Below are 14,333 nucleotides of genomic sequence, written 5' to 3' on the forward strand. Positions count from 1 at the left end.
GCCTTGCCCGGAGCGTAGTCCTCCGAGGTGAACTGCCCTGGTGGGTCTGATTTCGTGGTGTCCACGAGTGTGACAGCGGCCGTCGTCCGGCGATGGTGGAGATGGGGGGAATCGAACCCCCGTCCATCGCTGCAATTCGACGTCTTCTACGGGCGTATCCGGATGATTCGTTCTGCTCGGCCCCGTCCTTTGCTACCGGCTTCTAGGACGACGGGCCCAGTCTCAGTGCAAGTCCCGCACGGCCCTGAGGCGCAACCGTGCAGCAAGCCCCCTGGATGACGCCGGAACTCAGGTTAGGAGACGATCACCTGGCCGACGGACTTCATGTGCTGGGCTGCTTACGCAGCGAGAGCGAAGTCAGTGCGCTTGGAATTGGCACTTGTTGTTTTCCACGGATCGTTAACGAGATAACCGTGGGTCCTCGGCCCGCTTCCCGTCGGCACACAGGCGATGTCGAAACCGATCATCCCCATGGGGGCCGAACAGCGAGCCGCTGTCACACTGTGGAGTTCTGAATGCCCGCTCTCGCACGCAGCTGTTCAGTCTACCGAGGAACGGCTCGCGCCGCTACTCTCCGAGGCGGTTCCGGCTGCGCATGGCCCGTTCGGCCTCACGCTTGTCCGTCTTCTCGCGCAGGGCCTGGCGCTTGTCGAACTCGCGCTTGCCCTTCGCGACCGCGATCTCGACCTTGGCACGACCGTCGTGGAAGTAGATCTGCAGCGGGACAAGCGTGTAGCCGCCCTGCTGGGTCTTGTGCGAGATCTTCACGATCTCCTGCTTGTGGAGGAGCAGCTTCCGCTTGCGCCGCGGGGCGTGGTTGTTCCACGTCCCCTCGGTGTACTCGGGGATGTGCACGGCATCGAGCCATGCTTCTCCCCCGTCGACGAAGGCGTACCCGTCCACGAGCGACGCACGCCCTTCGCGGAGCGACTTCACCTCGGTGCCCGAGAGCACCATGCCCGCTTCGTACGTGTCCTCGATCAGGTAGTCGTGGCGCGCGCGACGGTTGGTCGCCACGATCTTCTCGCCGCGTTCCTTCGCCATGCGCGTCTCCTCTCGAACGGTCGCTGCGGGGGTGCAGCCCTACAGACTAGCGAACACCGGACAGGCGGCGCACCTTCCCGGCGCGCCGCCCGTCCGCGTGGTGGCAGTCCGCGCGGCCACGCGACCGCGCGGCACGGACCGTTCGGCTAGACCTTGAGGTACCGGCGGATCGCGATCGACGCCGACACCGCCGCGAGGACCACCCCGATGACGATCACCGCCGGCACGACGACCGCCGCGTCGCTCATCCCGATGAACGCGGTGCCGGAGAATCGCTTCGTCAGGTAGTTGCGGACGAAGAACCAGACCACAGCGGTGATCGCACCACCGGCCAGGACCGCTCCGATGGCCGCCGCGATCACCCCCTCGAGCACGAAGGGTGTCTGGATGAACCGGTTCGACGCACCCACGAGTCGCATGATGCCGAGCTCTCGCCGTCGACTGAACGCCGACAACCGGATCGTCGTCGCGATCAGCAGGACGGCCGCGACGAGCATGAGCGCCGCGATGCCGATGGCCGTGTAGGAGGACGCGTTCAACAGGTTGAAGATCGGTTGCAGGTACCCACGCTGGTCGACAACGCTCTGCACGCCGGCGACCTTCGACAGGCTCTCCTGCAGGACGTCCGCCTGCGACGGGTTCTTGAGGTTCACCCAGTACGTCTCGTTGAGGTACTCGGGCTTGACGAACTCCGTGGCAGGCGAGTCCTTGAACTGCTGCTTGAAGCGGTCGTACGCCTGCTGCTGGTCCTCGTAGTACGTCTTCTCGATGTACGGCGCGAGCGTCGAGCCCTTGAGCTGCTCCTCGACCTGCTTCCGCTGGTCGTCGGTTGCCTTGGCGCCGGTGCAGTTTCCGGTGGTGTCGGTGTCCGTGCAGAGGTAGACCGCGACCTGGGCCCGGTCGTACCAGTACCCCTTCATCTGGTTGATCTGCATCTGGAGCAGGATCGCCGTGCCGACGAAGGTCAGCGAGATGAAGGTGACCAGGACGACCGAGACGACCATCGAGGCGTTGCGTCGGAGGCCGGAACCGACCTCGGACATGACGAGCCCGAGCCTCATCGGATGAGCCCCGGGATGGTCTGGATGCCGGTGGTGTTCGAGACGCCGGCCTGCTGGATGGTCGGGAGCGCCTGGGTCTGGTACCCGCCGGACTGCTCGTCGCGGAGGACGGTGCCGCCGGAGAGCTCGATGACCCGGCGCTGCATCTGGTTCACGATGCTGGCGTCGTGCGTCGCCATGAGCACGGTGGTGCCTCCCTGGTTGATGCGTTCGAGGAGCGCCATGATGCCCGCCGAGGTCGTCGGGTCGAGGTTGCCGGTCGGCTCGTCCGCGAGGAGCACCGACGGCTTGTTCACGACGGCACGGGCGATCGCCACGCGCTGCTGCTCACCACCGGAGAGCTCATGCGGCATGCGGGTCGCCTTGCCGTTCAGCCCGACGAGCTTGAGCACGTCGGTGACGGCCTCGCTGATGAAGCCCTTGCTCTTGCCGATGACCTGCAGCGAGAACGCGACGTTGTCGAAGACGGTCTTGTTCGGCAGGAGTCGGAAGTCCTGGAAGACCACGCCGAGGTTCCGTCGGAAGTACGGCACCTTCCGCGAGGACAGGGCGCCGAGGCGTTGGCCGAGCACGTGGATCTGCCCGCGCGACGGCTTCTCCTCCTTGAGCACGAGGCGCAGGAAGCTCGACTTCCCGGAGCCGGACGCGCCGACGAGGAAGACGAACTCGCCCTTGAGGATCTCGAGGGTGATGTTGTCGAGCGCTGGACTCGGGTTGCCCGAGTACACCTTGGTGACCTGGTCGAATTTGATCATGACCGGATCAGGGTAGGTCGCCCCGCTTGGAAAGCAAGCCAGGCGCGCGGCACGAGTGAGCTCAGGACTCCACGGATTGCTTCCGCCAGCGGATGCCGGCGTTGATGAACCCGTCCAGGTCGCCGTCGAACACCGCTGAGGGGTTGTTCACCTCGTGCTCGCTGCGGAGGTCCTTGACCATCTGGTACGGCGCCAGGACGTACGAGCGGATCTGGTCACCCCAGCTCGCCGTGATGTTGCCGGCGAGCTCCTTCTTCTTCGCGTTCTCCTCTTCCTTCTTCAGGAGGAGCAGGCGTGACTGCAGCACGCGCATGGCCGCAGCACGGTTCTGGATCTGCGACTTCTCGTTCTGCATCGAGACCACGGTGCCGGTGGGGATGTGCGTCAGGCGCACAGCGGAGTCGGTCGTGTTGACCGACTGCCCACCAGGACCGGACGAGCGGAAGACGTCCACGCGGATGTCGTTCTCCGGGATGTCGATGACGGCGGTTTCCGGCATGAGCGGGATGACCTCGACGGCTGCGAAGGACGTCTGGCGCTTGCCGGCGGCACCGAACGGCGACATCCGGACCAGTCGGTGCGTGCCGGCCTCGACCGACAGCGTGCCGAAGGCGTGCGGGGCGTCCACCTCGAACGTGGCGGACTTGATCCCCGCTTCTTCGGCGTAGGACGTGTCCATCACGGTGGTCTTGTAGCCGTGCTGCTCGGCGTACCGCAGGTACATGCGCATGAGCATCTCGGCGAAGTCCGCCGCGTCGACACCACCGGCACCTGCGCGGATCGTGATGACGGCGGGACGGTCGTCGTACTCGCCGTCGAGGAGCGTCTGCACCTCGAGGTCGCCCATCGTCTTGGTGATCGCCTTGAGCTCGGCGGCGGCCTCGTCGGCGGAGTCCTGGTCGTCGGCCTCGTTCGCCATCTCGACCAGCACCTCGAGGTCGTCGATGCGCGCTTGCGTGTCGGTGATCTTCTTGAGCTCCGACTGCCGGTGCGAGAGCGCGCTCGTCACCTGCTGCGCGTGCTCGACGTCGTCCCAGAGATCCTGGGCACCCGCCTGCTCGCTGAGATCGGCGATGTCACGCTCCAGGCGGTCGACGTCGACCACCGAGCGGATGTTGCCGAAGGTCTCTCGGAGTGCGGAGAGCTGCTCGGTGAAGTCCAGTTCGACCATGGTCACCGATCCTACCGGCGTGCGTCCGACACGGCCGACCGTCCGGACAGGAGGCTGGGTGCGCGTCCGCCCCGCCGGTCCCGATCCCCGCTACGGCTTCTCGTCGACGAGGGCGACGAACCGGCTGCCGATGCCCTCGACCTCGCGCCGGGTGAGCCCCGCCGTGGGGTCCGGGGCCTGGTACGGCACGTGGTAGTCGCACATCAGGTAGTCCCAGTCGGGCCACCACTTCTTCGGCCGGGCGTCCTCCGCGTACCCGCAGACCACGCACTCCAGACGGATCCAGACCTTCTTCTTCCCCGTGCGGTTCGCGCGGGACTGCACGAGCCAGGCGGGCGGGTCCTGCTCGATCGCCTCGAGCTCCGCTTCACTGAGGCGTGCGGGGATCCCGTGATGGGTCGCCATCTCGAGGGGGATGTCGAGCCGGATGGCCGCTTCGCGTCGGGAGAGCATCCGGCAAGCCTAGGGCGCGATCGGGGACGGAGCGCCGAGCAGCCGCGTGGTCCAGTCCGCGAGTGCTGCGGTCGCGGTCTTCGAGATCGCGGCGTCGGGCACCATGCTCGTGAAGCCGTGGAACGCCCCGGGCCAGACGTGTAGCTCTGCATCGACCCCGGATGCCCAGAGGCGACTGGCGTAGGCGACGTCCTCGTCCCGGAAGACCTCAGTACTCCCGCAGTCGATGTAGGTCTTCGGGAGCGCGGACAGGTCCGTCGCACGAGCCGGCGCGGCGTAGACGGACACGTCGGCCGTGGCGCGGCGATCCCCGAGGTACGCATCCCAGCCGAAGCGGGTCATCCGACGGTCTGCGACCCCGACGCCGTCGATCTGCATGGTGGACACGGTGTCGTCGCGATCGTCGAGCATCGGGGACACGAGGATCTGTGCCATCAGCTCCGGCCCCTTCCTGTCGCGTGCGAGGAGCGCCGTTCCTGCTGCGAGGCCGCCGCCGGCGCTCTGTCCCGCGATGACGATCCGTGCCGGGTCGATGTCGAGCTCGGCGGCGTGCTCGGCCACCCAGACCAGGCCGGCGTAGCAGTCCTCGACCGGGTAGGGGTCCGGGTGCTCGGGTGCGAGCCGGTAGTCGACGCTGACGAGGACGACGTCGTGGTCGAGGAGCCAGTCGTCGTAGCCGTCGAGGTTCCCGAGGTGGTGCCCGAACACCATGCCCCCGCCGTGGATCGTGTAGACGGCCGCGGTCGTGCCGGTGCGCTCGATGCGGTCGATGATCGCGAGGTCGATCGGGTCACCGAGGTGGCCGGGAACCGTGACGTTCCGCCGTTGGTACCCGCGCGACCGCAGGCGTTCGTCGAGGACCTCCTCGGGCACGTCGAGCTGCCGCATGTGGGGCAGCATCTCCTCGGTGATGGTGAAGGGGCCGCGGGCTTCGAGCGCGGTGAGGAACACGGCGAGTTCGGCGTCGAACGGCGGACGGACGATGAGGTCGGTCACGGTGATCTGATCGGGCACGGGCGGACTCCTTCGATGAAGAAGTGGCGACTCCCGTGAGACGCGTGTGCGATCCGATCCGCCGGAGCAGAGCGGGTTTTTTCCCTCTGCCGACGACTGTAGCGCACCCACCCGTCCTGGTGCCGGTCCGCCCGCTACGACCGGGCAGCGAGCGGGTAGTTCCGGAGCATGCGTGCCCGGGGACCGGTGAGGGACACCACCGCGAGGTTCGTGACGCTGAGCTGCCGCCCGTCCGCTGACTCCGCTCCAGACACGACCGTTGCGTGAGGCCGGTAGCCCCCTCCCCAGTAATCGGCATGGTCGGGGACGAATCCCGACAGCGACTCGACCGATCCGGACAACGATCCGTGCAGTGCGTGGAAGACCGGGTGTTCGGCCAACAGCACCGGGACGTCACGGCCCGGACCGAACATGGCGCGTGGTCCCAGGTCGACGTCGAACGCCGACTGTCGGTCAGCGGCCTCGCGCACGATCGACGTCACTGCAGCGACCGTGGGGCCGTCGACGACGAAGTTCGGCAGGACGGTCACGTGCACGGGCCAGTTCGAGCGATCGACAGTTCCGGGCAAGCGCTCAGGCGTTCCCACGACGACCAGCCTGTCCATCCGGCGCCGTCACCGCCCCAGCAAGGGCGCCCGAGATGCCATGCCAGCAGCACCCGCCCGCGCCACCGCTTCGGGCAGCGCCGCGAGGAACGCATCGACGTCGGCGTCGGTCGAGGTGTGTCCGAGCGTGATGCGGAGCGCTCCGCGGGCCTCGTCCTCCGACAGACCCATCGCGAGCAACACGTGTGACGCCTCGGGGACGCCCGCTTGGCACGCCGATCCGGTCGACACGGCGACCCCTGCCGCGTCGAGCAGGAAGAGCAGCGAGTCGCCCTCGCAGCCCGGGAAGGTGAAGTGCGCGTTGCCGGGCAGTCGGTCGACGCGGTCGCCGCGGAGCACGGCGGACGGCACCGCCTCGAGCACGCCGGCGATCAGGCGGTCACGGAGCACCCGGACGTCGGCGTGCGGGGCGGACGCGGCGACACCGAACGCGATCGCCGCCGGGGCGTCCTGCGTCCCGCTGCGGACCTGCCGCTGCTGCCCGCCACCGTGGATGAGCGGCTCGACGGTCGCGGTCCGCCCGAGGACGAGCGCCCCGATGCCGACGGGCCCGCCGATCTTGTGCGCGGAGACGCTCAGGGCATCCAACCCGGACACTCGGAAGGAGACGGGGACCTGCCCGTATGCAGCCACGGCGTCGGAGTGCACGGGGACGCCGGCGGCGTGCGCCAGCGCGACGATCGAGGTGACCGGCTGGATCGTGCCGACCTCGTTGTTGGCCCAGAGGAACGTGACCAGGGCGACGTCGTCGGCGGAGGCGAGCCGTGCCTCCAGTCCGGCGAGGTCGACGCGACCGTCCGTGTCCAACGGGACCACGTCGACGACCGCTCCGTCGTGGCGTTCGAGCCAGTCGACGGTGTCGACGGTCGCGTGGTGCTCCCCCGCGGCGACGACGATGCGGGGCCGCGGCCGGTCCTGCTGCCTGGCCCAGTAGAGGCCCTTGATCGCGAGGTTGATGCTCTCTGTGCCGCCGGAGGTGAAGACGACCTCCACCGGTTCGGCGTCGAGGGACGCGGCGACGCGTGCTCGGCCGTCCTCGAGCAGCATCTTGGCGCGCTGACCGGCGCTGTGGATCGACGACGGGTTGCCGACGGTCGCGAGCGCATCCGTGAAGGCGGCGAGCGCCTCCGGCAGGATCGGTGTCGTCGCAGCGTGGTCGAGGTAGACCGGCACGCAGGTACCCCCTTTTCGAGCGTTTTCAGGATACCCGTCGGTCCTCGTACCCTTGTCGGGTGCACGAGACCGCGATCGAGACGTCCCAGGGGCTCCTCCTGGGCCCCGACGGCACCGCGCGCTTCTGCATGCGCTCGGCGTCCGCGACCTCGGCGACGCTCGTCGTCGACGGCCGCGGATCGGTCGCCCTGGAGCGGGTCGACGGCACCGACCTCTGGACCGGGAGCGTCGACGGGGTCCGGGTCGGTGACACGTACCACCTGCTCGTCGACGGACCCGAGGGACCGCGGCACGAGTTCGACGGCACGCGGCCCCTGCTCGACCCGTACGCACGCGGCATCGTGCCGAGCGACGGCGAGGACCGCTGGACGAGCGTCGTCGTGGACGGGTCCTTCGACTGGGGCGAGGTCGGCAAGCCCGAGGTGCCGCTCGACCGCGTCGTCGTCTACGAGGCGAACGTCCGGACGCTGACGAGCGCGAACCACGCGGTGCCGGAACACCTCCGCGGGACCTACGCCGGCGTCGCGCACGAGAGCACCATCGCGCACCTGCACCGCATCGGCGTGACGACGCTCGAGCTCCTCCCCGTGCAGGCGTTCGACACCGAGCACTGGCTGCGGGAGGCCGGCCGCGAGAACGCCTGGGGCTACAACACCCTCGGGTTCTTCGCGCCGCACGCGGGGTACGCCTCGGCGGCGGCACGTGAGCAGGGTGCCGACGGGGTGCTCCGCGAGTTCAAGGGCATGGTCCGACTCCTGCACGAGGCCGGCATCCAGGTCGTGCTGGACGTGGTCTACAACCACACCGCGGAGGAGGGCCTCGGCGGTCCGACGTCGTCGCTCCGCGGCATCGACGGCGCGAACCGCTACCGCTGGGCCGCCGACGAGACGTACTACGACACCACCGGCTGCGGGAACACGCTCGACACCTCGGTGGAGGCCACCGCCGACCTCGTCGTCGACAGCCTCCGGTACTGGGCGCGTGAGATGCAGGTCGACGGGTTCCGCTTCGACCTGATGGCCGCCCTCGCCCGCGACGCCGACCACGTGTTCGCCCCTGATCACCCCCTGCTGGAGCGCATCCGGAACCACGAGGACCTGCAGGACGTGCTCGTCATCGCCGAGCCGTGGGACGTCGGGCCGGACGGCTGGCGGACGGGCCACTTCGGCGAGCGCGCGAGCGAGTGGAACGACGGGTTCCGGAACACGGTCCGACAGTTCTGGCTGACCGACGTGGCGCAGGAGCGGCGCACGGGCGTGCCCGGTGCCGGGATCGGTCCGCTCGCCGGGGCCCTGACCGGTTCGCGGAGCCTCTTCGGCGTGCCACGGGGGCCACTCGCCGGCATCAACTTCGTCACCGCGCACGACGGCTTCACGCTGCACGACCTGACGGCGTACGACCACAAGCACAACGCGGCGAACGGCGAGGACGACCGCGACGGGACGAACGACAACCGTTCGTTCAACCACGGAGTGGAGGGACCGACCGAGGACCGCGGCGTCCGGGCCGCCCGCGGTCGCTCGATGCGGAACCTGCTCGGCACGCTCCTGCTCTCCGCCGGCGTGCCCATGCTGACCGCCGGTGACGAGCGGAGCCGCACGCAGCACGGCAACAACAACGCGTACGTGGTGTCCGACGACCTGACGCCGGTGGACTGGTCGACGAACGAGGACGCCGAGTCGATGACCGAGACGGTCGCCGCGCTGACGGCGCTCCGTGCCGCCCACCCGGCGCTCCGACCGTCGCGCTACGGGGTCGACGGGCAGGTCACCCCATCGGCCTCGCGGATGACGTGGTACGGCCCCGACGGCGGTCCGATGACCGGTGAGTGGTGGGACCAGCCGATCCATCGAGCGCTGCAGTACTTCGTCGAGTCGACACCGGAGCACGAGCCGTACGACCGGGTGCTCGTCGTGGTGCACGGCAGCGGCCGGACACGCGACCTGACGCTGCCGGTGCGGGACGACGTGCTCGCCTACCGCCTGGCGTGGTCGAGCGAGAAGCACCGCGACCACGACCGGCATCGTCCGGCCGGCACGGTGTTCACCGCGTACGGCCCGGGCATCCACGTGTTCGAGATCGTCTGACGCGCAGGCGTACGCCCGCTGGCGTCCGCCGCCCCGGTGGGTGGTCGATTCGCGCGTAGGGGGTCGAATCGCGCGTAGGTGGTCGGAACTTCGGACCACCTACGCGCGATTCGGCTTTCCATCCGGGCCGTGATGGGCAGGAACGCGAGCGGACGGCGGACGGGAGGCTCGGTGCCGGGCCGCCACGAGCCTCCCGTCCGCCGATCGGTGGCGACGGGTTCTCCACAGTCTCCGGGTTCCGGTGAACACGGAGGGCGCCGCCGGGTAGCGTCGGTTCCGTGGCCACCGCAGACCGACCCCGGCGTCCGAAGATCGGGCGCATCCCGATCACCGATCTCGCCCCGAGGACGCCGAACGGCTTCCCGGGCAAGGCGTTCGACGGCGAGGTGATCACCTTCGGAGCGACCGTCTTCCGAGAAGGACACGGCGTCATCGGCGCCGACCTCGTCGTGGAGCGCCCCGACGGCGGGACCAGGACGGTCCCGCTGATCCTCGTCGCACCGGGGACCGACCGGTACGAAGCGACGGTGCAGGTCGACCACACCGGCGTGTGGGCCTGGCACGTGGAGGCGTACTCCGACGACTGGGAGACCTGGCTGCACGGCGCACGACTCAAGATCGCGGCGGGCGTCGACACCGAAGCGACGCTCCTCGACGGTGCGGCCCTGCTCGATCGGCTCGCCGCCGAGACCGACTCCCCCGCCGCCGCCCGCGCCGCCGAACGCGTCCGCGACGAGGACCTCGACCCCGCCGAACGGCTCGCAGCGGTCGACGATCCCCGCATCACCGGCGAAGTGGCCGAAGCACCGCTCACCTCGCTCCGGACGCACTCCCCCGTGCAGCTGCTCGACGTCGAGCGCACTCGGGCCGGGGTCGGTGCCTGGTACGAGTTCTTCCCCAGGAGTGAAGGCGCCAAGCGGGGCACGGACGGCTCCTGGAAGAGCGGCGATTTCCGGACGGCGGCACGCCGACTGCCCGGCGTCGCGCGGATGGGCTTCGACGTCGTCTACCTGCCGCCGATCCACCCGATCGGGCACACCGCCAGGAAGGGCCCGAACAACACCCTCGACGCCGGACCGAACGACCCGGGCAGCCCGTGGGCGATCGGGTCCGAAGACGGCGGGCACGACGCGATCCACCCCGACCTCGGGACCGAAGACGACTTCCGCGACTTCGTCGAGACGGCGAAGAACACCGGGATGGAAGTGGCGCTCGACTTCGCGTTGCAGTGCTCCCCCGACCACCCGTGGGTGACCGAGCACCCGGAGTGGTTCACGGTCCGTGCGGACGGCTCGATCGCCACGGCGGAGAACCCGCCGAAGCGCTACCAGGACATCTACCCGATCCAGTTCGACACCGACCCGGAGGGCCTCGTGGCCGAGGTCGAACGGGTGCTCCGGCACTGGATCGCGTTCGGCATCCGGATCTTCCGCGTCGACAACCCGCACACCAAGCCGCTCTGGTTCTGGGAGCGCGTCATCAGGGAGATCCGCGACGAGCACCCGGAGACGGTGTTCCTGGCCGAGGCGTTCACGCGTCCGGCGATGATGCGGGCGCTCGCCGAAGCCGGCTTCCAGCAGTCGTACACGTACTTCACGTGGCGGAACACGAAGGACGAGATCGCCGACTACTTCGACGAGCTCGCCCACGAGACGAGCGCGTACCTCCGTCCGAACCTGTTCGTGAACACGCCGGACATCCTCACCGAGTACCTGCAGTTCGGCGGCCGCGCCGGGTACAAGATCCGTGCTGCGCTCGCCGCGACCGGTGCTCCGACGTGGGGCATGTACTCCGGGTACGAGCTCTTCGAGGACGTCGCACGTCCGGGCTCCGAGGAGAACATCGACAACGAGAAGTACGAGTACAAGCCGCGCGACTTCGCCCTGGCCGAGGCCGAGGGCGCGAGCCTGGCGCCGTACGTGACGATGCTCAACCGGTTCCGATCGGCGCACCCGGCGCTCCGGCAGCTCCGGAACCTGCACGTGCACGACGCCGAGGACGACGCGATCGTCGTCTACTCGAAGCACCTGCCCGGTCGGTTCATCCGGTCCGGTCGGGACGACACCGTGATCGTGGTCGCCAACGTGGACCCGCACTCGGCCCGCGAGACGACCGTGCACCTCGACCTCGCCGCCCTCGGCCTCGACCCGGAGCAGTCCTTCGACGTCCGCGACGTCGTCACCGGGCAGCGCTGGGTCTGGGGCTCGTCCAACTACGTCCGCCTGGACGCGTTCCAAGAACCCGTACACCTGCTCGTCGTGGAAGGACCGCACCGATGACCATCGACCCCGAACAGCCCGACCGCACCACCGGTCAGGACCGTGGGCAGGGGCCGAGCGTGCCGCCGGTCCAGCCGCCGCCCCCGCCCGTGCTCCCCCGCCTGATGCCGGAGGACACTCCCCGGCCGACGCACCCCGCGAAGCACATCGATCCCGCGACGGCACCGGCACCGGCGCCGTCCCCGGTCCCGACGCCGCCCTCCGCGCGCTTCGAGTCGCCGCGGTACGAGCCGCGGAGCTCCGCACCCGGCGAGGACATGCCGGGCGCCCGACTCCCGCGACGCGAAGCACCCGATCGCGGTGTCCCGGAGTCGGCGACGCTCTCCGGCCACGCGGCCGACTCCGCGCACCCGCGCCACGTCACCGCGGAAGCGATGCAGGAAGCCGGAGCAGAACCCGTGCAGCAAGCCGTGCCGGAGGCAGCGCAGGAAGGGGCGCAGGACCGGACGGACGCGCCCGAACCGAGCGGAGCCTCCAGCCCGGTGGCCGACGCCGCAACGGAGCCGCACCCGGCACCCGTCGAGGAGTGGCTGCGGACCGCCGTCGCCGAGGGCCGCTGGTCCCAGCCGCACGACGTCCTCGGCCCGCACCCCGTCGACGGCGGGACGAGCGTCCGTGTCGTCCGTCACCTCGCCCACGCCGTCCGGCTCGTCCGGCTCGAGGGCGACGACATCGAGCTGACGCACGAGGGCGGCGGGCTCTGGGCCGGCGCCACTGCCGAGCCGCTCGGTCGCTACCGGGTCGAGGCCGACTACGACTACGACGAGAGCACCGACACCGACGACACCACCTGGACGACCGACGACGCGTACCGGTTCCCGCCGACGCTCGGCGAGCTCGACCTGCACCTGTTCGGCGAGGGCCGCGACGAGCAGCTCTGGCACCACCTCGGCGCACACGTCCGCACGATGGACGGGGTCGAGGGCGTCGCGTTCTCGGTCTGGGCGCCACGGGCCACCGCCGTCCGCGTGATCGGCGACTTCGAGGGCTGGGAAGGCCGCACCACGGCGATGCGCCGACTGAGCGACCTCGGCGTCTGGGAGCTGTTCTGGCCGGGCGCCGTCGAAGGGCAGCGGTACAAGTTCCAGATCCTCACCGACAGCGGCTGGGTGGAGCGCGCCGACCCGTTCGCGCGGCGCACCGAGGTGCCACCGCTGACCGCGTCCGTCATCACGACCTCCGACTACGAGTGGTCCGACGGCGACCGTGCGTGGATGGAACACCGGGCGAGGACGACCACGCACGACCGCCCGATGAGCGTCTACGAGGTGCACCTCGGCTCGTGGCGCCCCGGGCTGAGCTACCGGGAGGTCGCCGACCAGCTCATCGGCCACGTGCAGTTCCTCGGGTTCACGCACATCGAGTTCCTGCCACTCGCGGAGCACCCGTTCGGCGGCTCGTGGGGCTACCAGGTCACCGGGTACTACGCGGCGACCTCGCGGTTCGGTTCGCCGGACGACCTCCGGTACCTCATCGACCGGCTGCACTCGGCGGGCATCGGCGTGATCATGGACTGGGTCCCCGGGCACTTCCCGAAGGACGAGTGGGCACTCGGCAAGTTCGACGGCCACGCGCTCTTCGAGCACCCGGACCCCCGCCGCGGCGAACAGCTCGACTGGGGCACCTACGTGTTCGACTTCGGGCAGCCGCAGGTCCGCAACTTCCTCGTCGCGAACGCGCTGTACTGGCTCGAGGAGTTCCACATCGACGGCCTCCGGGTCGACGCCGTCGCGTCGATCCTCTACCTCGACTACTCCCGCACCGACTGGCTGCCGAACATCCACGGCGGCCGCGAGAACCTCGAGGCGATCTCGTTCCTGCAGGAGACGAACGCCACCGCGTACAAGCGCTACCCGGGCATCGTGATGATCGCCGAGGAGAGCACCTCGTGGCCCGGCGTGACCCAGCCGACGGACGCCGGCGGGCTCGGGTTCGGCCAGAAGTGGAACATGGGCTGGATGCACGACTCGCTCGAGTACGTGCAGCGCGAACCGGTGTACCGCAGCTACCACCACGACGAGCTGACGTTCTCGTTCGTGTACGCGTTCAGCGAGCAGTTCACCCTGCCGATCAGCCACGACGAGGTCGTGCACGGCAAGGGCTCGCTCTACGGCAAGATGCCCGGAGACGAGTGGCAGAAGCTCGCGAACGTCCGCGCCTACCTGGCGTTCATGTGGGCACACCCCGGCAAGCAGCTGCTGTTCATGGGCCAGGAGTTCGCGCAGGCCTCCGAGTGGTCCGAGGAACGCGGGCTGGACTGGTGGCTCCTCGACGACCCCGGCCACCGAGGAGTTCAGGACCTCGTGGCGGCGCTCAACCGCGTCTACAAGGACACGCCAGCGCTGTGGACACACGACGCCACGTCCGAGGGCTTCGAGTGGATCGAGGGCGGCGACGCCCCGCACTCCACGATCGGGTTCCTGCGGAAGACCGGCGACGAGCGGCTGGCGGTGTTCGTGAACTTCTCGGGCGTCCCCGTCGAGCGTCGTTTCGGGCTGCCTGCAGCTGGGCAGTGGCAGGAGGTCCTCAACACCGATGCAGCCGAGTACGGCGGCTCGGGTGTCGGGAACCTCGGGGTCGTCACGGCAGAGGACACCCCGTGGGCCGGCCGCCCGGCATCAGCCCACCTCGTGGTGCCGCCGCTCGGCGCGGTCTGGCTGAAGCTGACCCGCTGACCCGCTGACCCGCCAG

Annotated in this window: 11 protein-coding genes and 1 other RNA gene; 3 read left to right on the forward strand and 9 right to left on the reverse strand. The window is 69.5% G+C overall.

Features of this window, described 5'->3' with window-relative positions; genetic code table 11:
* Positions 1-93: 93 nt before the first annotated feature.
* From ssrA to ACO0E1_RS17245, 9 genes are all read right to left on the reverse strand, one after another.
* Positions 94-471, reverse strand: a transfer-messenger RNA (tmRNA) gene (ssrA, locus tag ACO0E1_RS17205).
* A gap of 96 nt (positions 472-567) precedes the next feature.
* Positions 568-1,044, reverse strand: coding sequence for an SsrA-binding protein SmpB (gene smpB / locus ACO0E1_RS17210; RefSeq protein WP_144765472.1), 477 nt, complete (start codon positions 1,042-1,044; stop codon positions 568-570).
* Between the two features lie 146 nt (positions 1,045-1,190).
* Positions 1,191-2,105, reverse strand: coding sequence for a permease-like cell division protein FtsX (gene ftsX, locus ACO0E1_RS17215; RefSeq protein ID WP_422875284.1), 915 nt, complete (start codon positions 2,103-2,105; stop codon positions 1,191-1,193).
* A complete protein-coding gene (ftsE, locus tag ACO0E1_RS17220; RefSeq protein ID WP_281264836.1) occupies positions 2,102-2,860 on the reverse strand; it encodes a cell division ATP-binding protein FtsE in 759 nt (252 codons plus the stop codon). Before ftsE ends, ftsX begins: the two co-directional genes overlap by 4 nt.
* 61 nt (positions 2,861-2,921) lie before the next feature.
* Positions 2,922-4,031, reverse strand: coding sequence for a peptide chain release factor 2 (gene prfB / locus ACO0E1_RS17225; protein ID WP_422875285.1), 1,110 nt, complete (start codon positions 4,029-4,031; stop codon positions 2,922-2,924).
* A gap of 90 nt (positions 4,032-4,121) precedes the next feature.
* The gene (locus tag ACO0E1_RS17230; protein ID WP_422875286.1) at positions 4,122-4,484 is read right to left on the reverse strand and encodes a hypothetical protein; all 363 of its coding nucleotides are present in this window, start codon (positions 4,482-4,484) and stop codon (positions 4,122-4,124) included.
* Positions 4,485-4,493: 9 nt separating this feature from the next.
* Positions 4,494-5,498, reverse strand: a complete 1,005-nt coding sequence (locus ACO0E1_RS17235; protein ID WP_422875287.1) for an alpha/beta hydrolase — start codon at positions 5,496-5,498, stop codon at positions 4,494-4,496.
* Positions 5,499-5,632: 134 nt separating this feature from the next.
* Complete coding sequence (locus ACO0E1_RS17240) at positions 5,633-6,103, reverse strand: 2'-5' RNA ligase family protein (protein WP_422875288.1); 471 nt, start codon at positions 6,101-6,103, stop codon at positions 5,633-5,635.
* Between the two features lie 9 nt (positions 6,104-6,112).
* Positions 6,113-7,276 (reverse strand): cysteine desulfurase family protein, encoded by a 1,164-nt coding sequence (locus ACO0E1_RS17245; RefSeq protein WP_422875289.1) that lies wholly within the window; start codon positions 7,274-7,276, stop codon positions 6,113-6,115.
* 59 nt (positions 7,277-7,335) lie between these two features.
* Here ACO0E1_RS17245 and ACO0E1_RS17250 point away from each other — a divergent pair, with 59 nt between their 5' ends.
* The 3 genes from ACO0E1_RS17250 to glgB all read left to right on the forward strand — a co-directional run bounded on the left by ACO0E1_RS17250 (position 7,336) and on the right by glgB (position 14,317).
* Complete coding sequence (locus ACO0E1_RS17250) at positions 7,336-9,363, forward strand: glycogen debranching protein (protein ID WP_422875290.1); 2,028 nt, start codon at positions 7,336-7,338, stop codon at positions 9,361-9,363.
* A gap of 278 nt (positions 9,364-9,641) precedes the next feature.
* Positions 9,642-11,642 (forward strand): maltotransferase domain-containing protein, encoded by a 2,001-nt coding sequence (locus tag ACO0E1_RS17255; RefSeq protein WP_422875291.1) that lies wholly within the window; start codon positions 9,642-9,644, stop codon positions 11,640-11,642.
* A complete protein-coding gene (gene glgB / locus ACO0E1_RS17260; RefSeq protein WP_422875292.1) occupies positions 11,639-14,317 on the forward strand; it encodes a 1,4-alpha-glucan branching protein GlgB in 2,679 nt (892 codons plus the stop codon). Before ACO0E1_RS17255 ends, glgB begins: the two co-directional genes overlap by 4 nt.
* The last annotated feature ends 16 nt before the right edge of the window (positions 14,318-14,333 follow it).

This window comes from Curtobacterium guangdongense, assembly GCF_049341845.1.
GTDB lineage: Bacteria > Actinomycetota > Actinomycetes > Actinomycetales > Microbacteriaceae > Curtobacterium > Curtobacterium guangdongense.

What these genes read in the sequence shown, in the direction of transcription:
- smpB (WP_144765472.1), bottom strand. Translation starts at nt 1,044, where the DNA reads ATGGCGAAGGAACGCGGCGAGAAGATCGTGGCGACCAACCGTCGCGCG.
- ftsX (WP_422875284.1), bottom strand. Translation starts at nt 2,105, where the DNA reads ATGAGGCTCGGGCTCGTCATGTCCGAGGTCGGTTCCGGCCTCCGACGC.
- ftsE (WP_281264836.1), bottom strand. Translation starts at nt 2,860, where the DNA reads ATGATCAAATTCGACCAGGTCACCAAGGTGTACTCGGGCAACCCGAGT.
- glgB (WP_422875292.1), top strand. Translation starts at nt 11,639, where the DNA reads ATGACCATCGACCCCGAACAGCCCGACCGCACCACCGGTCAGGACCGT.
- ACO0E1_RS17230 (WP_422875286.1), bottom strand. Translation starts at nt 4,484, where the DNA reads ATGCTCTCCCGACGCGAAGCGGCCATCCGGCTCGACATCCCCCTCGAG.
- ACO0E1_RS17240 (WP_422875288.1), bottom strand. Translation starts at nt 6,103, where the DNA reads ATGGACAGGCTGGTCGTCGTGGGAACGCCTGAGCGCTTGCCCGGAACT.
- prfB (WP_422875285.1), bottom strand. Translation starts at nt 4,031, where the DNA reads ATGGTCGAACTGGACTTCACCGAGCAGCTCTCCGCACTCCGAGAGACC.